Source organism: Methylobacterium sp. TK31 (assembly GCF_055361545.1).
The window spans coordinates 4,956,660-4,973,526 of the sequence record NZ_CM143964.1; the positions used below are offsets into that span (position 1 = coordinate 4,956,660).

Genomic DNA, 16,867 nt, shown 5'->3' on the forward strand with positions numbered 1-16,867 from the left:
TGGTGCGGCGCAACTGTCCTGCACTTCGGCGGATCGGACGGGAGCCGCGACCATAGCCGCCGGAGGGTCGCTCGCCCTCCGGCGGGATCGGTTCGCTGGGTCGCGATCAGGCGGCGCTCTTCAGCGCACCCGTGTTCTCGTGGAAGTCCGGGCCGTTGATCGTGCGCGTCACGTAGCCGTCGCGGATCAGGTAATCGCCGAAACGCTCGCCGGGCTGCTTGTTCCGGGCATAGGCCGCGAAGAGCGGATCGAGGATCGTCTTGATCTCCGAGGCGGTGACGTCCTCGGCGTAGAGCTTGCCGAGGCGCGAACCGTCGAAGGCCGCCCCGAGATAGAGGTGGTAGCGCTCGGGGCCACGGCCGACGAAGCCGATCTCGGCGATGAAGGGCCGGGCGCAGCCGTTGGGGCAACCGGTCATCCGGATGGTGATCTCGTCGTCCTGGAGGCCGTGGGAGGCGAGGCTCGCCTCCAGCTCGTCCATCAGGCTCGGCAGGTAGCGCTCGCTCTCGGCGAGCGCCAGGCCGCAGGTCGGCAGGGCGACGCAGGCCATGGAGTTGCGGCGCAGGGCGCTGGCGCCCTTCATCATGCCGTACTGGTCCACCAGCGCCTCGATCTCCGCCCGCTTCTCGGACGGCACGTTGGCGATGATGACGTTCTGGTTGCCGGTCAGGCGGAAGTCGCCCTGGTGGATCTCGGCGATCCGGCGCAGGCCCGTGAGCAGCTGCGGGCCGTTCTCGTAGTCCTTGATCCGACCGGACGCGACGTAGAGCGTGAGGTGATGGCGGCCGTCGTCGCCCTCGGTCCAGCCGTAGCGGTCGCCGTTGCCCGTGAAGGCGAAGGGCTTGGGATCGTCCAGCGGCTTGCCGACGCGCTTCTCGACCTCGGCTCGGAAGGCGGCCAGGCCGTAGCGCTCGATGGTGTATTTCAGGCGGGCGTTCTTACGGACCTTGCGGTTGCCCCAGTCGCGCTGGACCGTCATCACGGCCTCGGCCGCCTTCAGGGCGTCCTCCGGCTTCACGAAGCACATCACGTCCGCGGTGCGCGGGAAGGTGTCGGTCTCGCCGTGGGTCATGCCCATGCCGCCGCCGACCGTGACGTTCCAGCCCGTCACCTTGCCCTTCTTGTCCAGGATCGCGATGAAGCCGAGGTCGTGGGCGAAGATGTCGACCTCGTTCGACGGCGGCACCGCGACCACCGTCTTGAACTTCCGGGGCAGGTAGGTCTTGCCGTAGATCGGCTCGATCTCGGCCGCGTCCTCGCCGCCCACCACGCGCTCGCCGTCGAGCCAGATCTCGCGCCAGGCGCTGGTCTTGGGCAGGAGCGAATCCGAGATGTCCTTGGCGAGCTGGTAGGCGGCCTTGTGGGCGCCGGTCTGGGCCGGGTTCGTCGCCGCCATCACGTTGCGGTTGACGTCGCCGCAGGCCGCGATGGTGTCGAGCAGCGTGGCGTCGATGGCCGCCATTGTGCGCTTCAGGTTCGACTTGATCACGCCGTGGTACTGGAAGGTCTGGCGCGTGGTCGCCCGCAGGGCGCCGCCCGCATAGGTCGTGGCGATCTCGTCCAGCGCCAGCCACTGCTTCGGGGTGACGACGCCGCCGGCGATGCGCAGGCGGATCATGAAGCTGTAGGCCTTCTCGAGCTTCTTCTTGGTGCGCTCGGCCCGGATGTCGCGGTCGTCCTGCAGGTACATCCCGTGGAACTTCACGAGCTGCCCGTCATCCTCGGAGATGGCGCCGGTGGCGTGCTTCAGGAGGCCGTCCGCGAGGGTGCCGCGCAGGTAGCCGCTGGCGATCTTGATGTGTTCGTTGGCAGCCAGTCCCGCCGCACGCGCCGCTTCCGCGTCCGAGATCGGGCGGTCGGTGGGCGGGGTCTCGTAGGTGCGGGTGGTGGTCTTGTCGGCCATGGCGGGCATCCGGTCTTCTAAGGTCGCGTTCTTTGCGGTCGGTGCGCGTCCCTCCCCCGCGGAGGGGGGAGGGCGCATGCGCCCGTCAGTAGACGTCCTGCTGGTAGCGGTGTGCGCGCTCCAGGGCGGCGACCGCCGCCTCGGCATCCGCCGGGCTCAGCGACTTCGCGTCCTGGAAGGCCTTCACCACGGCGCCCCGCACGTCCTTGGCCATCCGGGTGGCGTCGCCGCAGACGTAGAAGCTCGCGCCGCCGTCGAGCCAGGCGACGACCTCCTTCGCGTGCTGGGCGATCCGGTCCTGCACGTAGATCTTCTCGGGCTGGTCGCGCGAGAAGGCCACGTCGATCTGCGTCAGCGACCCGTCCTCCAGGGCCTCCTGCCACTCGAGCTGGTACAGGAAGTCGTGGGTGAAGTGCCGGTCGCCGAAGAACAGCCAGGAACGGCCCGGAGCCTCGACGGCGCGGCGCTCCTGCACGAAGGCGCGGAACGGGGCGACGCCGGTGCCGGGGCCGACCATGATGATATCGGTGGCCGGGTCCTGCGGCAGGCGGAAGTGCCGGTTCGGCTTCAGCTTCACCCGCAGCTTGGCGCCGTTCCGGATGCGGTCGGCCACGTGGGTCGAGGCGACGCCGCTGCGCGCCCGGCCGTGGGTCTCGTAGCGCACGGCCGCGATCACGAGATGGACCTCGTCGCCCACCTCTTTTCGCGATGAGGCGATGGAATAGGCCCGCGGCGGCAGCGGACGGGTGATGGTGTTGAGGTGCTCGGCCGTCAGCGTCGCCGGATAGGCGGTGATGAGGTCGATCAGGTGGCGCCCCTCGATCCAGGCGCGCAGCTCGCCGCTGTCGATGAGTTTCTGCGCCTCGGCATGGCCCGTCGCCTTGACGAAACGCTCCACCGTGGTGGCCGAGAGGGTGGTGATGTCGCGCTCGGCCAGTAGGGCCTGCCGCAGGGCCGCGTCGCCGGACAGGCCGGTGGCGCCGAGGATCTCGTCGACGAGGGCCGGGTCGTTCTCCGGATAGATCTCCAGGGAATCGCCGGGCTCGTAGGCGGGGGCGCCGTCCTCGAATTCGAGGGCGAGGTGGATCGTCTCCTTGTCGGAGCGCGACGAGTTCAGGTTGACGTGGTCGATGACCTCCACGACCCGGGGCTCGCGGCTCGGCTCGACGTCGTCCTCCTCGTCGCCGGCGGCGCGGGCGGCGAAGTCCACCGCCACGACGTTGTCCGCGCTCGGGGGCGGGGCCAGGGCCTTGAGGGTGTCCTTGATCCAGGCGGCGGCCGGCGTCTCGAAATCGAGGTCGAGGTCGGCGCGCTCATGGGCCCGGGTGGCGCCCAGGGCTTCGAAGCGCGCGTCCAGGGCCTTTCCGATGGCGCAGAACTCCGCGTAGGAGGTGTCGCCCAGCGACAGCACGCCGAAGGACACGCCGTCGAGGCGCGGGGCGCCGTCGGCCATCAGCTCGTTGTAGGCGCGCACGGCCCGGGCCGGCGGCTCGCCCTCGCCCCAGGTGGCCGCGATGGCGACCACGCGCTTCTCGCCTGCGAGGCTGGCGATCTCCAGGTCGGCGAAATCGACGACCTTCGGCTTGAAGCCGTTCTTGCGGGCGAGCTTGGCCATGTCGCCGGCGAGCTTCTCGGAATTGCCCGACTCGCTCGCGAACAGGATGGTCAGGGGCTCGGCGGCCTTGGGCGGGGCGGCCGGCGCGGCGGCGGCCTGCGGTGCGCCGCTGGCGTCGAGGCCGGCGAGAAAGCCCGCGAGCCAGGCGCGCTGGATCGGGGAGGCGGCGCCGAGGACGGCGTCGAGGCTCGCGCGTTCGGTGTCGCCGAAGGGAGCCGTGCGGGGAATGATCGCGTGTCGTGCCATGTGGAAAGCCATGTCGTCCTGAGAAGCCGGCTGTCAACGGGGTTGTCCGTTTTACAGAACGACGTCACGGTAGAAGGAGCTGCCTGCGTGTGCAGTGCAAAAGAGAATTTTATTCCCCGGCCACCACCGACAGCGTCGGGGTGAAGCGTCCGTTGGCGGGCGGGGCCGGAAGGGGCAGGGCCGTGGTGGACTTGACCTTCTCCATCGCGAACCGGGAGGTCACGTTCTTGAGGGGCAGAGTCGCGATCAGGTGCTTATAGAACGTATCGTAGGCGCGCATATCGGCGACGACGACGCGGAGCATGTAATCCACGTCGCCGGCCATGCGATAGAACTCGAGCACTTCCGGCATCGCCGAGACGGTCTCGGCGAAGCGTTCCAGCCACTCGCGCGAGTGATCCGCCGTCTCGATGGAGACGAAGACGGTGAGGCCGAGGCCGAGCTTCACCGGGTCGAGCACGGCGACCCGGCGGTCGATGACGCCGTCCGCCTCGAGGCGCTGGATGCGCTTCCAGCACGGCGTCTGCGACAGGCCGACCTTCTCGCCGATGGTGGCGATGGACAGGGTGGCGTCGTGCTGCAGCAGCGCCAGGATCTTCAGATCGATCGAATCCAAGCTGGCCTCGCGGGTTCGTGAGCCGGGTGGACGTGCGGGTCAGCACATCGTGACCGCCCGATGAGAAGGAATTTTCTTCACCGGGCAACGGAATGGGGCGCTGCCCGTTGCGACACGGGTGGGATCGGACTGGGGGTTGCCCGGTATCGATGGCCGCCATGCCTTGACAGCGTTCGTTATAGCGAACATTTCAGGTGCCAGACAAGTCACATCGCCACACTCGTCACCAGGTGACTCACCCCGTTCACCGAGTGACCCACCAAGTCACGTCCACCACGTCATACCGCGAAGTCGCTCATGAGCTCTCAACTGGAAAACGCGGCGCGGGACCTCGCGTCCGCGATGGCGAGCCTCGACCTGAAGGGCCGGATCGCGCTGATCGAGGCGACGGTGCCGGGCCGTCTCGTGTTCACCACCAGCCTCGGCATCGAGGATCAGGCGCTCACGCACGCGCTCGCGATGCACAAGGGCCGGACGGAGATCGTCACCCTCGACACGGGGCGCCTCTATCCTGAGACCTACGACACCTGGACCGAGACCGAATCGGCCTACGGCATCCGGATCCGCGCCTATGCGCCCGAGCGGGAGGCCGAGGAGCGGTTCGTGGCCGAATCCGGCATCAACGGGTTCCGCCACTCGGTCGCCGCCCGCCAGGCCTGCTGCGGCTTCCGCAAGGTCGAGCCCCTGGGCCGCGCGCTGGAGGGCGCCGCCGGCTGGCTGACGGGCCTGCGGGCCGGGCAGTCGGCCAATCGCGCCGACACGCCGCTGGCAGAGGCCGACGAGGCGCGCGGCCTGATCAAGATCAACCCGCTGGCCGACTGGTCCCGCGCCGATGTCGAGCGCTTCGTGTCCGACAATTACGTGCCCTACAACGTGCTGCACGATCGCGGCTTCCCCTCCATCGGCTGTGCGCCCTGCACCCGGGCGATCCGGGTCGGGGAGGACGAGCGCGCCGGCCGCTGGTGGTGGGAGCAGGCGTCCAAGAAGGAATGCGGCCTGCACGTCCAAACCTCGGACCCGCACGCACCCGAAGAGCAAGCACCCGAAGAGCGAGCACAGGCCGACACCGTCGCGCCCGGCCAGGAAGCGGCCGCCTTCGAAACCACCCCGACCTCGAACGCCCTGGAGATGGCCCGATGAGCGCCGCCCCCCTCACCACGCAAGCGGCCACCACCCAAGCGGCGAGCCGGTCCGCCCGGCTCACCCATCTCCAGCGCCTGGAGGCCGAGAGCATCCACATCATGCGGGAGACGGTCGCCGAGACCGAGAACCCGGTAATGCTCTATTCCATCGGCAAGGATTCCTCGGTGCTGCTGCACCTGGCGCTGAAGGCCTTCGCGCCCGGGCGCCTGCCGTTCCCGCTGATGCACATCGACACGACCTGGAAGTTCCGGGAGATGATCGCCTTCCGCGACCAGCGCGCGAAGGAACTCGGCCTCGACCTCATCGTGCACACCAACCAGGACGGTCTCGCCCGCGGCATCGGCCCCGTCAGCCACGGCTCCGAGGTCCACACCGACGTCATGAAGACCCAGGCGCTGCGCCAGGCTCTCGACAAGCACAAGTTCGACGCGGCCTTCGGCGGCGCCCGGCGCGACGAGGAGGCGAGCCGCGCCAAGGAGCGCATCGTCTCGCTGCGCACGGCCCAGCATCGCTGGGACCCCAAGCGCCAGCGCGCCGAGCCCTGGCACCTCTACAACATGAAGAAGAAGCGCGGTGAGTCCCTGCGCGTGTTCCCGCTCTCGAACTGGACCGAGCTCGACGTCTGGCTCTACATCGAGCAGGAGCAGATCTCGATCGTGCCGCTCTACTTCGCCAAGCCGCGTCCGGTGGTGGAGCGCGAGGGTCAGCTCATCATGGTCGATGACGACCGCCTGCCCCTGAACCCGGGCGAGACCCCCAGGGACGTCTCGGTCCGCTTCCGCACCCTCGGCGACTATCCGCTGACCGGAGCCGTCGAGAGCGATGCCGCGACCCTGCCCGAGATCATCGGCGAGACCCTGGCCGCCCGCACCTCGGAGCGGCAGGGGCGGGTCATCGACAAGGACGGCGCGGGCGCCATGGAGCGCAAGAAGCAGGAGGGCTATTTCTAAGATGACGATCCATCAGTCACCCGAAGTCTTCGGCTACGATGCCTTCCTGTCCGCTCATCAGAACAAGGAAGTCCTGCGCTTCATCACCTGCGGCTCCGTCGACGACGGCAAGTCGACGCTGATCGGCCGCCTGCTGCACGACACCAAGCAGATCTTCGACGACCAGGTGACGGCGCTGCAGCGCGATTCGCGCAAGCACGGCACGCAGGGCGCCGAGATCGACCTGGCGCTCCTCGTGGACGGCCTCCAGGCCGAGCGCGAGCAGGGCATCACCATCGACGTCGCCTATCGCTTCTTCTCCACGGACAAGCGCTCCTTCATCGTCGCCGACACCCCCGGCCACGAGCAGTACACCCGCAACATGGCCACCGGCGCCTCCACGGCGGACGTGGCGGTGATCCTGGTGGATGCCCGGCAGGGCCTGACCCGGCAGACTCGGCGCCACGCGCTCCTCGTCTCGCTGCTCGGCATCAAGCGCGTGGCCCTCGCGGTGAACAAGATGGACCTCGTTGGCTGGTCCGAGACCCGCTTCGAGGAACTCCTGGCCGCGTTCACGGACTTCGCCACGCCCCTCGGCTTTACCGAGATCCGGGCGATCCCGCTCTCCGCCAAGAACGGCGACAACGTCGTGCTGCCGGGCACCGCGGCTCCCTGGTACACGGGCACGCCGCTGCTCCAGTATCTCGAGGAGGTCCCGGTCCGCGTCGAGGAGCAGGCCGCCCCGTTCCGCATGGCGGTGCAGTGGGTCAACCGGCCGAACTCGGATTTCCGGGGCTTTGCCGGCCTCATCGCCAGCGGCCGCGTCGCGCCCGGTGACGCCGTGATCGTCGAGCCCTCGGGCCGGACCTCCAGGATCGCCCGGATCTTCACCGCCGACGGCGACCTCGCCCACGCGGTCGAGGGCCAGTCGGTGACCCTGGTGCTGGCCGACGAGATCGACGCCTCGCGCGGTTCGGTGATCGTCGCCGCCGATGCTCCGATGCGGGTGACCGACAGCCTCGATGCCCGCCTGTTCTGGGCGGCCGAGACCGAATTGCTGCCGGGCGCCACCCTGCTCGCCAAGATCGGGACCGTGACGGTGAACGCCGTCGTGTCCACGATCCGGACCCGGATCGATCCCGAGACCGGCAATCCCGAGCCGGCCGCGCGCCTCACCGCCAACGACATCGCCGACGTCACCCTGACTCTCGACCGGGCCGTGGCGGTGGATGCCTACACGGCCAACCGCGACACCGGCGGCTTCATCCTGATCGACCGCGAGACCACCGACACGGCGGCCCTCGGCCTGATCCAGGCCGACCCCGCCGCGACGGCGGCGAAGGACGAGCCCGCGGAGGTCCGCGAGAAGCGCTCGGGCGGCGGCTTCCTGTCGAAGCTGCGCTGGGTCTTCGGCGGAATCTGACGGGTTCGGCCCCGGCCCGGCCGGCCCGCGCACGAACCCTTATCGACGGCCTCGCCGCCGCGGCTCCCCCCGGAGCCGCGGCGGTCTGCGTTCGCTGCAGGCCGTTGCCGGGTCGCGGCGTGGATCGATGCGGCAACGGCCGGTCTCCGTTGCCGAACTCCCTTGCTCATCTCCCTTGCCCAACTCCCTTGCCGGTGCGCGACGGCGCGACTAGGGTCCGCGCCGCTCGATCCGACCTTCGAAAATATACGGGAGTGACCACCCATGGGCTTTCTGGCCGACGCCTTGTCCCGCGTGAAGCCGTCCGCGACCATCGCGATGACGCAGAAGGCGCGCGAGCTGAAAGCGCAGGGCATGGACGTGATCAGCCTCTCCGTGGGAGAGCCGGATTTCGACACTCCCCAGCACATCAAGGATGCGGCCATCGAGGCGATCCGGCGCGGCGAGACCAAGTATCCGCCCGTCTCCGGCATCGTGCCGCTGCGCGAGGCCATCGCCAAGAAGTTCAAGCGCGAGAACGGCCTCGACTACAAGCCGTCCCAGACCATCGTCGGCACCGGCGGCAAGCACGTCATCTACAACGCGCTCCTCGCCACCCTGAACCCCGGCGACGAAGTGGTGATCCCGCGTCCGTACTGGGTGTCCTACCCCGAGATGGTGGTGCTCTGCGGCGGCACCCCGGTCTTCGCCGAGACCGACATGGCGCATGACTTCAAGCTTCAGCCTGAGGAGCTGGAGCGGGTGATCACCCCGAAGACCAAGTGGATCATCCTCAACTCGCCCTCGAACCCCTCGGGGGCGGCCTATGCCCGCGACGAGCTGAAGAAGATCACCGACGTGCTGATGCGCCATCCGCAGGTCTGGGTGCTCACCGACGACATGTACGAGCACCTGACCTACGGCGACTTCGAATTCGTGACGCCCGCCCAGATCGAGCCCGGCCTCTACGAGCGCACGCTGACCATGAACGGCGTCTCGAAGGCCTATGCCATGACCGGCTGGCGCATCGGCTACGCCGCCGGCCCCGAGCACCTGATCAAGGCGATGGATTTCGTCCAGGGCCAGCAGACCTCCGGCGCCTCGACGATCTCGCAATGGGCGGCGGTGGCGGCCCTCGAGGGCACGCAGGCGCACCTCGCCGAGTTCCGCAAGGCCTTCCACACCCGGCGCGACCTTGTCGTGTCGATGCTGAACCAGACCAAGGGCCTGAAGTGCCCGACGCCCGAGGGCGCCTTCTACGTCTATCCGTCCTGCGCGGAGACCATCGGGCGCAGGACGCCGGCCGGCAAGACCATCGAGACCGACGAGGATTTCGTGGTCGAGTTGCTGCAGGCCGAGGGCGTCGCGGCCGTCCACGGCTCGGCCTTCGGCCTCGGCCCCAACCTGCGCATCTCCTACGCCACCTCCAACGCCGCCCTCGAAGAGGCCTGCACCCGGATCCAGCGCTTCTGCGGCTCCCTGAGCTGAGGCGGCAACCGGCGCGGCCCCTGGGGCCGAGCCCGAGTCTTGCGTCCCGTGAACGACCGCGCCCCGGCCGAGAGCCGCGGCGCGGCCGTTCGCGCTTCGGAGGGGGCCTGCGCATGACCACGATCGCCATCCTAGCCGCCGGCGCGATGGGGAGTGCGCTCGCCGCACGCCTCACCGCGAACGGCGCCGAGGTCCTGACCGTCCTCGACGGCCGCAGCGCGGCGACCCGGGTCCGCGCATTCGCCGCCGGCATGACCGAGACCGACTTGCCCGGCCTGATGCGCGCCGACCTCCTGCTCGCCATCGTCCCGCCGGCCGACGCCGAGACGCTCGCGATCTCCCTGGTGCCGATCCTCTCGGCGGCGGCCCGCAAGCCCGTCTACGTCGATTGCAACGCGGTGGACGTCGAGACGGTCCGACGCATCGCCGGGATCGTCGCGCCCACCGGGGCGGCCTTCCTCGACGCTGCGATCATCGGCCTGCCGCCGAAGCCCGGCACCCCCGGTCCGCGCCTCCACGTGTCGGGCGACGCCGTCGAATCGGCGCGACCTCTACGCGACCTCGGTGTCGACCTCAGGACGCATTCCGGTGGTATCGGCGCGGCCTCGGGCCTGAAGATGGCCTATGCGGGCATCAACAAGGGCCTCACGGCCCTGGCCGCCCTCATGGTGCTGGGGGCCGAACGGGCGGGGGCCGGCGAGGCCCTGCGGGCAGAACTCGCCGAAACCGAGCCGGCTCTCCTCGCGCGCTTCGCCCGCGGCCTGCCCGACATGCTGCCCAAAGCCCAGCGCTGGGTCGCCGAGATGCACGAGATCGCCGCGTTCCTCGGTGACGATGTCGCCGGGCGCCAGGTCTTCGCCGGCGCGGCCGACCTCTACGCGCGCCTGTCCGGGGCGGACGAGGCGGGCGACCGCGCCCGCCTCCTGGCCTTCGCGGCCGCGTGCGGATCGTCGCAGCCGTCATAACGCGAGCGATGCCGGTTGCCGGCTCAGCCTCCGCCGCCTACATCGGCGGTCCCTGCTGCCGAGGCGCCCGATGGTTTCGCGAACCCTCTCGGGCTTGGCATGGCGGCGGGGTCTGTCGTGACGGGACCGTGCGGACCAGTTCTCTGCGGGGTTCCTGTGAGGCCTAGTGGGCCGGGTGGCGACAGGCGTGTCAAGGACGCGGGGAACAGGAACCGCTGCCTTGGCGCATGGCCCACCTCATCGGCTTCGTCCCATTGTGGGACGGAGGCCGCCATCGCCCCGATCGCCGTCGTTAAGGATCCTGGGCAAGTGTGGGTGTCGGCCGGGGAACCGGTCGCCTGCCACCGCGTAGTTTCGGGCCTGACCACTATGAGACGCCTCCTGACGGGTGGCATCAAGGCGATCCTCGCGGTCGCTGCGCTCTCCACCGCCGCTCACTGGACCTTGCGCCTGCAGCGCGAGCCGACCTCTCCGCTCCGCGCCCAGGCGGACCTTGCGGACCCCGTCACCACCGGATCGATCACGCCGCGGCGGGCCGAGCCCGCGGCGGTCTCCGAGCCGGTCCCGGACTTCGCCAAGACCTTGGACCAGCGTCACCTTTCGGAGCTCTTCGCCGGCGCGTCGCCGGAGAAGGCGAAGGTGCAGAAGGCGGTCGCCAAGCGCTAGGACACGGCGCCTGGAACATCGCGATGAATCGAGCCGGCTGGTTCGCACGCCCGGGCCCCGGGCGTGCGCCGATCAGCGACGGGCCTTCGGACCGATCAGGCTGCCGCGCGGCTGCCGTGCTTGCCTTTCTGAATCTCCTCGATGATCTTGGCGCAGAAGACGTCGAGATCGCCGGGGTTTCGGCTTGTGATGAGCCCCTGGTCGGTGACGACCGCCTCGTCCTTCCACTCCGCACCCGCATTCACGACGTCCGTCCGGATCGACGCGAACGAGGTCATCCGGCGCCCCTTCGCGGCTCCTACCTCGATCAGGAGCCACGGCGCGTGGCAGATGGCGGCCACCACCTTGCCGGATTCCAGGAAGCTGCGGATTACCTCGAGGGCCTTCGGCTCCAGGCGCAGCTTGTCCGGGTTGATCTGACCGCCTGGGAGGACGAGGGCGTCGTAGTCCTCGGGTGAGATCGACTCGAGGTCCTTGTCGACGGCGACGTTCTTGCCCCAATCGGTCTTGTCCCAGCCGCGGATGGATTCCTTGGCCGTGCGGGATTGCGGCGCGGCGACGTGGACGGTCGCTCCGGCTTCCTTGAGCTTGCTCTGCGGAACGGTGAGTTCGGTCTCCTCGAAGCCATCGGTGGCGACGATCAACACCTTGGCCTGTCCGATGTCAGACATGGGAATTCTCCGGAATTTCTGAGGGTACGGCACTGAACAGGTCCTGCCGGACGCAGGTTCCCCACGGGCCCAGCGTGCGCGGGAACCCGGCCGCATTCGCCGGTGTTGGTCCGCACATCCCTCAGACAGACAGGAGGCTTCGCATGGCCAACCACGAGATGGCCAATCCCGGCCTGCCGATCCCCGAGCCGCTGCCGGGTGGAATTCCCGGTGATCTGCCGGCACCGCCACCGCCCGACGAGCAGCCCGATATCGGGCCGACAGGGCCGCGCACGCCCTATCCGGTCAACGATCCGGGCATCGACGAGCCGGCCGGCCCCGGGTCTGAACCGGATTACCTGCCGGGCGGTCCGACCGACCCCGGCGTTCGGATGTAGCGCGGATCAGTGATCGCCGTGCGATGCGCGCACGTCGCGCGGTGCACTCAGGATTTCGGAGAGGCTCGTCGCCACGTGACGGGCCTCTTCGTCCGTCAGGCGGAGCTGGAACGGGGGCAGGGCACCCGCCTGCAGCGCCACCACGGCTTGGCCCTTCTCGTCGGTGCCGACTTCGATCGCGGAGGACGTCACGTCCAGCATCGCGATCTCCTCGTCGCTCATATCTTCCGACAGGTCGGTATCGTCTGGCTCGTCGATGGCGGTGAGAAGCTGGCCCACCGCGCGCACAAGGGCGCGCGCCGCGCGGGCATCCATCACCACCGCTGTGGCCTGATCGTCCTTCTGAAAGGAAAGCTGGATGTTCGCCCCTTCGAGGGAAACCGAGATGCCCGCCATGGATCGCCTAACCGCTTGTTCAGGAACTCTTATATGCGGTCGCCCCCGCGAATGACACCGGGTCTGCCGTCGCGGGCGAGCCACGCCGCCGTCGTTTCGGTGGGGTAGGACGCCTTGTTGCGGCCGCATGATGGGACTACATGGGTGATAGCGGGTATCGGTGAGCTGGGATCTTGTACCGCAAGCGTCTCACGTCCTGCTGATTCCGTCAGGCCTACCGAAGAGGATCCGCCGCTTGCGTCGAGTAGACGCACGCTGTTGATCGACGAACGATACGAGGATCTATTTCGTGAATACCGGCACTGTAAAGTGGTTCAACGAGACCAAGGGCTACGGCTTCATTCAGCCTGACGACGGCGGCAAGGATGTGTTCGTTCACATCTCCGCGGTCGAGCGCGCTGGCATGCGCAACCTCATTGAAGGTCAGAAGATCTCCTACGAGATCCAGACCGACAAGCGCAGCGGCAAGGACTCGGCTGGTAACCTCCAGGCGGCCTGACGCTCCCGGCGCCAGCCCCCTGGGCTGGCGTCACCCCGAATGGCTTCGACGAAGCCTCCGCCGCCGGCGACCGACACCCTTCTGGGGAGATGGGGTCGAAGCTCCGGCAAGTCCCGCAACTCCAACGACGCCCATGGCTCGTCGAGCCTGAACCGTCCGAGACATTGCACGCAAAATCTGCACGTTTTGAAAGCACACAAGAAAAATATGTTGTTTGAATACACCCGACGCCGCGGCGTCCGTTCGCCCGTCACTGATGCGGCGACCTTCAAGGTGGGTCACCTGAAGCAGACCATGGCTCACGAAGCCAAGACCGTCGACCTCAGCCACCTCATCGATACCTCCTACAACTACCATTCGCCGCGCGAACTGCGCTGGCATCTGGCCGAGCGGTTCGGCATGGCCCCAGAGGCGATCGCCCTGCGCGAGCATCACTGATCCGACGCCGCCCTGATTCTGTCGGGGCGGATCGCATCTCATCATCGAACCGATATCAAGGTCGAGCCCGGCGCCCAGGTGTCGGGCTTTCCTGTATCCGAACCGTCGCGACGGCAGCCTAAGTCAGGCTCAGCGCGGCGCCAGCGCGGCGACAACATCGTCATGCAGGCCCTTGGAGACCGCGACGAGTTCCCCATGGACCGGGTCCGGGCGATTGTAGGTCGTGGGGCGTCCCTGCAGGTCGCTGACCGTGCCGCCCGCCTCGCGCAGGATCAGGTCGGCGCCGGCCAGATCCCAGTCCCGGGCATGGGGCGAGACCAATCCGATATCGATGGAGCCCTCGGCGACCCGCGCGACCCGCAGAGCCAGGGACGGCACTCGCTCGACCGTGACGAGATCGACCTGCTGCCCGTGCGCGCCGGCGCCCCGGGCAAGGCGGTCCATCATCGGCTTCGGGCCAGTGACCCGTGCGCCCTCGACGGCTTCCTGGCCAGAGACGGCGATGGCCTGCCCGTTGCGGGTCGCGCCTGCGCCGGCAATCGCCTCATAGAAGGTGTCGGTCACGGGTGCGTGGACGAAGCCAAGGATCGGCTGCCCCGCCGAGAGGAGGGCCACGGCGATCGACCAGTCGGGATGCCCCGACATGAAGGCGCGCGTTCCATCGATGGGATCGACGATCCAGACCAGGCCGGCATCGAGGCGCACCGGATTGTCGCTGGTCTCCTCCGAGAGCCAAGCGGCCCGCGGCAGCATCGCGCTGAGGCGGACTTTCAGGAAGGTGTCCACCGCGACGTCGGCCTCGGTCACCGGAGACCCGCCGGCCTTCGACCAGACCCGCGCGCCCGTCTGTCCCCCCGCCTTGTAGAACGGCAGGGCGAGGGCGGCCGCTTCGCGGATCGTCTCGCGCAGGGCGGGAACGAGGGCGTACGCGGCTTCCGGGGCGATCGGATCGGACATGCGTCTCCATACGGGTCTGGAGGTCTGGCTGGGCGCTTGTTGAAGAGCCCGTCGCCCCGGCATGGATGCCTGGAGGGCGGCGCGACCTTCGTTGTACGGTGCCGGGTGGGTTGTCACAAGCAGAGCGACGCAGATGTCGATACGGGCAAATCTCGTGGAATGAAGCAAGGAAGCGTTGAGCATTCCGTCTGCTTCAGGCTTGTCCATACTCGCTTAACGCTCACTCTTAAGCTGGTCTGAGGAGGTTAGACGCAAATCTGCTTGTCATAGACGGGTGACCCATAGAGGTTGCCGGCGCCAACAGGGTGTACGAGCCATGAACACTTTCGCGAACATGAACGACATGTCGGCGGATGCCTCCTTCGTCGGCACTGTCCCGACCCTCGCGGTGTCCCGTCTTCCGGTGATCGACCGCGAAGGGCCCGGCCGGCCGGCCGGGGTGGCCCTCGCCTTCGCCGAAGATGATTCGGATGCCTGCGGCGAAGACCGCTTCGATCTGCTCCTCGTCGATGCCGCCGGCCGGGTCGTCACCCGCCTCGGACCGTTCTGCGAGGACGAGGTGGTGGCGCATTGGCGCGACGTTTCCGCGAAGTCTGGCCTGCCGCGGATGATCGTCAAGGAGGACGGCGAACTCGCCGGCGTCTCGAACCAGCTCGGACCGGTGGCTCTGGGCCGGACCCGGACCCGCCGTCGTCACGGCCTCCTCAACGGCCGCCGCCCGCGCTTCCTCGTCCGCCGCAAGACCGGTGCGCTGCCGGTGCGCCCGCTGATTCATCGCGGCGAAAGCGAGATCATCTCGGGCGCACGCTGCTGAGCCGGGCCACGAGACCTAAAGGATCTGCTTCACGGCGGCATCCGCTGCCAGGCCCATGAACAGGATCAGGCCCGCTTCCCGGTTGGAGCGGAAGAGATGGAGGGCACCGCGTCCGTCGCGCGTGTCGAGTTGCAGCACCTGCCGCCCGAGATGGGCCGCGAACAGGGCGACGCCCAGAAGGCCCACGGGGCCGGCGCCTGCCAGGAAGGCGGCCAGCGCGATGAAGGCGACGCTGGCGCCGTAGCACAATCCGATCGCCCCCCGCATCCGGCGACCGAAGAAGCGGGCCGAGGAACGGATGCCGGCGATCTCGTCGTCCTCGATGTCCTGCACGGCGTAGATCGTGTCGTAGCCGATCACCCAGGCGATGGTGCCTGCGTAGAGCAGCAGGGCGGGCGCATCGAGGTGCGCGAAGACCGCGACCCATCCCATCAGCGCGCCCCACGCGAAAGCGAGGCCGAGGACCGCCTGCGGCACCGGCATGACGCGTTTCATGAAGGGATAGATCGCCACCGGCACGAGGGAGGCGATGCCGACCGCGATGGCGGTGCCGTTGAACTGCAGCAGCACCGCGAGGCCGAGCAGGGCCTGCGCCACTAGGAAGAGTGCCGCGTGGCGCGCGCGGATCTGCCCGGAGGGCAAAGGTCGCGAGCGGGTGCGCTCCACCTGTGCGTCGAGGTCGCGGTCGGCGATGTCGTTGTAGGTCGAGCCCGCACCACGCATGGCGACGGCGCCGACGAAGAACAGAATTAGATGGACCGGATCGGGGAAAGCAGCACCGGACCGGATGGCCGCGAGGGAGGCCGACCACCAGCACGGCAGCAACAGGAGCCACCAGCCGATCGGGCGGTCGATGCGGGCGAGGCGCAGGTAAGGCCGCGCCCAGCGCGGCGCGATCCGGTCGACCCAATGTCCGGCCACCGCATCGACGACGCGGCGGTCCGCGTTCGGGGGGCTCACGCCGTCCATGGACGGGTGGGCGCGATGGACCGACTCGTCCGTGCGAGCATCAGCACAGGATCAGAGAGCGCCCTGTGGCATCTTCAGGCTGCCGGTGAGGCCGGGGCCGCCGAGCAGACCACCGCCGCCGCCGTTCTGGGCCTGGGCGCGAGCCTGGGCTTCCATCTTCGAGGCCTGGGCGGCGACGCCGCAGACCTTGGTCTTGATGCCCGACACCTTGACGTGATCGGCCTTGAAGCCTTCCGCGAAGGAATCCGGGATCGAGCACCACTCCTTGTTTGCGGTGATCCACTTGAGGCCGGCGGCGCCGTTGGCCTGGAGCTTGCCGAACAGCGCGCAGGCCTCGGCCGGCGTCATCTTCTTCTTCGAGTTCGAGGCGGCGTTGGCCTTGCCGATCAGATCCTTGCGGGCCTGGAGCGTCTGCTGAATCTCGCCGCACTCGGCGCCCTGGGCGAAGGCCTGGCTGCCGGAGAGCGCGGTGCCGGCGATGGCGGCGGCCAGCACCGCGATGGTCTTGAACGACATGCCTCGAGATCCTTTCTCCCTCCATCCGCGATCCGATGGGGGTGACCCCTCGATCGGATGCGGAATGGCCTGATTCGTGCCCGGATGCGTCCGGTATCCGGCGCACGCTGGTCTTGGCTTTGTTTCGGCATAGGAATGTGGCGTCTTTCGAGCCGCAAACGCCGGGCGGCATTCCGGCGTGTATTTCCGGCGCAATGTCGCCGCCTGTTGCGGCTTTGCATCAGCCGATCCGCTTTGAGCCCACGGCGTTGACAGCC

The 16,867-nt window shown here is 68.5% G+C and carries 18 protein-coding genes; 10 read left to right on the top strand and 8 right to left on the bottom strand.

Annotation, left to right across the window (positions count from 1 at the left end):
* Positions 1-106: 106 nt before the first annotated feature.
* The 3 genes from ACXJY8_RS23215 to ACXJY8_RS23225 all read right to left on the bottom strand — a co-directional run bounded on the left by ACXJY8_RS23215 (position 107) and on the right by ACXJY8_RS23225 (position 4,380).
* On the bottom strand, positions 107-1,912 hold the full coding sequence (locus ACXJY8_RS23215) for an NADPH-dependent assimilatory sulfite reductase hemoprotein subunit (RefSeq protein ID WP_463774466.1): 1,806 nt from the start codon (positions 1,910-1,912) through the stop codon (positions 107-109).
* A gap of 76 nt (positions 1,913-1,988) precedes the next feature.
* Complete coding sequence (locus ACXJY8_RS23220) at positions 1,989-3,764, bottom strand: diflavin oxidoreductase (RefSeq protein WP_463774470.1); 1,776 nt, start codon at positions 3,762-3,764, stop codon at positions 1,989-1,991.
* Between the two features lie 109 nt (positions 3,765-3,873).
* Positions 3,874-4,380, bottom strand: coding sequence for an Lrp/AsnC family transcriptional regulator (locus ACXJY8_RS23225; RefSeq protein ID WP_056185002.1), 507 nt, complete (start codon positions 4,378-4,380; stop codon positions 3,874-3,876).
* Positions 4,381-4,677: 297 nt separating this feature from the next.
* Between ACXJY8_RS23225 and ACXJY8_RS23230 the strand changes: the two genes are divergently transcribed.
* The 6 genes from ACXJY8_RS23230 (at position 4,678) to ACXJY8_RS23255 (ending at position 10,973) form a co-directional block, all read left to right on the top strand.
* Positions 4,678-5,520, top strand: a complete 843-nt coding sequence (locus ACXJY8_RS23230) for a phosphoadenylyl-sulfate reductase (protein ID WP_463774476.1) — start codon at positions 4,678-4,680, stop codon at positions 5,518-5,520.
* On the top strand, positions 5,517-6,473 hold the full coding sequence (cysD, locus tag ACXJY8_RS23235) for a sulfate adenylyltransferase subunit CysD (RefSeq protein ID WP_463774480.1): 957 nt from the start codon (positions 5,517-5,519) through the stop codon (positions 6,471-6,473). The genes ACXJY8_RS23230 and cysD overlap by 4 nt, the downstream gene beginning before the upstream one ends.
* A 1-nt stretch (position 6,474) precedes the next feature.
* The gene (gene cysN / locus ACXJY8_RS23240) at positions 6,475-7,875 is read left to right on the top strand and encodes a sulfate adenylyltransferase subunit CysN (RefSeq protein ID WP_463774483.1); all 1,401 of its coding nucleotides are present in this window, start codon (positions 6,475-6,477) and stop codon (positions 7,873-7,875) included.
* A gap of 264 nt (positions 7,876-8,139) precedes the next feature.
* Positions 8,140-9,342 carry a pyridoxal phosphate-dependent aminotransferase gene (locus ACXJY8_RS23245; RefSeq protein WP_463774488.1) on the top strand — a complete coding sequence of 401 codons (1,203 nt, stop codon included), beginning with the start codon at positions 8,140-8,142 and terminating at the stop codon, positions 9,340-9,342.
* 113 nt (positions 9,343-9,455) lie between these two features.
* Positions 9,456-10,307, top strand: coding sequence for an NAD(P)-dependent oxidoreductase (locus tag ACXJY8_RS23250; RefSeq protein ID WP_463774494.1), 852 nt, complete (start codon positions 9,456-9,458; stop codon positions 10,305-10,307).
* Between the two features lie 369 nt (positions 10,308-10,676).
* Positions 10,677-10,973 carry a hypothetical protein gene (locus tag ACXJY8_RS23255; RefSeq protein WP_463774496.1) on the top strand — a complete coding sequence of 99 codons (297 nt, stop codon included), beginning with the start codon at positions 10,677-10,679 and terminating at the stop codon, positions 10,971-10,973.
* 95 nt (positions 10,974-11,068) lie between these two features.
* On the opposite strand, the gene ACXJY8_RS23260 is transcribed toward ACXJY8_RS23255, so the two are convergent.
* Positions 11,069-11,644 (bottom strand): type 1 glutamine amidotransferase domain-containing protein, encoded by a 576-nt coding sequence (locus ACXJY8_RS23260; protein WP_463774500.1) that lies wholly within the window; start codon positions 11,642-11,644, stop codon positions 11,069-11,071.
* 158 nt (positions 11,645-11,802) lie between these two features.
* On the opposite strand from ACXJY8_RS23260, the gene ACXJY8_RS23265 reads away from it, so the two are divergent.
* Positions 11,803-12,021 (top strand): hypothetical protein, encoded by a 219-nt coding sequence (locus tag ACXJY8_RS23265; RefSeq protein WP_463780926.1) that lies wholly within the window; start codon positions 11,803-11,805, stop codon positions 12,019-12,021.
* 6 nt (positions 12,022-12,027) lie between these two features.
* On the opposite strand, the gene ACXJY8_RS23270 is transcribed toward ACXJY8_RS23265, so the two are convergent.
* Entirely contained in the window at positions 12,028-12,417 is a 390-nt protein-coding gene (locus tag ACXJY8_RS23270) for a hypothetical protein (RefSeq protein ID WP_463774502.1), read from the bottom strand.
* Between the two features lie 289 nt (positions 12,418-12,706).
* Between ACXJY8_RS23270 and ACXJY8_RS23275 the strand changes: the two genes are divergently transcribed.
* Together ACXJY8_RS23275 and ACXJY8_RS23280 are read left to right on the top strand one after the other, a co-directional pair.
* Positions 12,707-12,916 (top strand): cold-shock protein, encoded by a 210-nt coding sequence (locus ACXJY8_RS23275; protein ID WP_055956856.1) that lies wholly within the window; start codon positions 12,707-12,709, stop codon positions 12,914-12,916.
* A gap of 207 nt (positions 12,917-13,123) precedes the next feature.
* A complete protein-coding gene (locus tag ACXJY8_RS23280) occupies positions 13,124-13,354 on the top strand; it encodes a hypothetical protein (protein ID WP_055956852.1) in 231 nt (76 codons plus the stop codon).
* Between the two features lie 129 nt (positions 13,355-13,483).
* Here the strand turns inward: ACXJY8_RS23280 and ACXJY8_RS23285 are convergent, their stop codons facing one another.
* Positions 13,484-14,311, bottom strand: coding sequence for a 3'(2'),5'-bisphosphate nucleotidase CysQ (locus tag ACXJY8_RS23285; protein WP_463774508.1), 828 nt, complete (start codon positions 14,309-14,311; stop codon positions 13,484-13,486).
* 334 nt (positions 14,312-14,645) lie between these two features.
* On the opposite strand from ACXJY8_RS23285, the gene ACXJY8_RS23290 reads away from it, so the two are divergent.
* Positions 14,646-15,125, top strand: coding sequence for a DUF6101 family protein (locus ACXJY8_RS23290; RefSeq protein ID WP_463780930.1), 480 nt, complete (start codon positions 14,646-14,648; stop codon positions 15,123-15,125).
* 15 nt (positions 15,126-15,140) lie between these two features.
* Here ACXJY8_RS23290 and ubiA read toward each other — a convergent pair whose 3' ends face one another.
* A complete protein-coding gene (gene ubiA, locus ACXJY8_RS23295) occupies positions 15,141-16,094 on the bottom strand; it encodes a 4-hydroxybenzoate octaprenyltransferase (RefSeq protein WP_463774511.1) in 954 nt (317 codons plus the stop codon).
* A 51-nt stretch (positions 16,095-16,145) separates the two neighbouring features.
* Positions 16,146-16,610 carry a hypothetical protein gene (locus ACXJY8_RS23300; RefSeq protein ID WP_463774514.1) on the bottom strand — a complete coding sequence of 155 codons (465 nt, stop codon included), beginning with the start codon at positions 16,608-16,610 and terminating at the stop codon, positions 16,146-16,148.
* Positions 16,611-16,867: the final 257 nt, after the last annotated feature.

What these genes read in the sequence shown, in the direction of transcription:
- ACXJY8_RS23270 (WP_463774502.1), bottom strand. Translation starts at nt 12,417, where the DNA reads ATGGCGGGCATCTCGGTTTCCCTCGAAGGGGCGAACATCCAGCTTTCC.
- ACXJY8_RS23285 (WP_463774508.1), bottom strand. Translation starts at nt 14,311, where the DNA reads ATGTCCGATCCGATCGCCCCGGAAGCCGCGTACGCCCTCGTTCCCGCC.
- ACXJY8_RS23265 (WP_463780926.1), top strand. Translation starts at nt 11,803, where the DNA reads ATGGCCAATCCCGGCCTGCCGATCCCCGAGCCGCTGCCGGGTGGAATT.
- ACXJY8_RS23250 (WP_463774494.1), top strand. Translation starts at nt 9,456, where the DNA reads ATGACCACGATCGCCATCCTAGCCGCCGGCGCGATGGGGAGTGCGCTC.
- ACXJY8_RS23300 (WP_463774514.1), bottom strand. Translation starts at nt 16,610, where the DNA reads ATGTCGTTCAAGACCATCGCGGTGCTGGCCGCCGCCATCGCCGGCACC.
- ACXJY8_RS23255 (WP_463774496.1), top strand. Translation starts at nt 10,677, where the DNA reads ATGAGACGCCTCCTGACGGGTGGCATCAAGGCGATCCTCGCGGTCGCT.
- ACXJY8_RS23215 (WP_463774466.1), bottom strand. Translation starts at nt 1,912, where the DNA reads ATGCCCGCCATGGCCGACAAGACCACCACCCGCACCTACGAGACCCCG.
- ACXJY8_RS23230 (WP_463774476.1), top strand. Translation starts at nt 4,678, where the DNA reads ATGAGCTCTCAACTGGAAAACGCGGCGCGGGACCTCGCGTCCGCGATG.
- ACXJY8_RS23280 (WP_055956852.1), top strand. Translation starts at nt 13,124, where the DNA reads ATGTTGTTTGAATACACCCGACGCCGCGGCGTCCGTTCGCCCGTCACT.
- cysD (WP_463774480.1), top strand. Translation starts at nt 5,517, where the DNA reads ATGAGCGCCGCCCCCCTCACCACGCAAGCGGCCACCACCCAAGCGGCG.
- ACXJY8_RS23260 (WP_463774500.1), bottom strand. Translation starts at nt 11,644, where the DNA reads ATGTCTGACATCGGACAGGCCAAGGTGTTGATCGTCGCCACCGATGGC.
- ACXJY8_RS23220 (WP_463774470.1), bottom strand. Translation starts at nt 3,764, where the DNA reads ATGGCACGACACGCGATCATTCCCCGCACGGCTCCCTTCGGCGACACC.
- ubiA (WP_463774511.1), bottom strand. Translation starts at nt 16,094, where the DNA reads ATGGACGGCGTGAGCCCCCCGAACGCGGACCGCCGCGTCGTCGATGCG.
- ACXJY8_RS23245 (WP_463774488.1), top strand. Translation starts at nt 8,140, where the DNA reads ATGGGCTTTCTGGCCGACGCCTTGTCCCGCGTGAAGCCGTCCGCGACC.
- cysN (WP_463774483.1), top strand. Translation starts at nt 6,475, where the DNA reads ATGACGATCCATCAGTCACCCGAAGTCTTCGGCTACGATGCCTTCCTG.
- ACXJY8_RS23290 (WP_463780930.1), top strand. Translation starts at nt 14,646, where the DNA reads ATGAACGACATGTCGGCGGATGCCTCCTTCGTCGGCACTGTCCCGACC.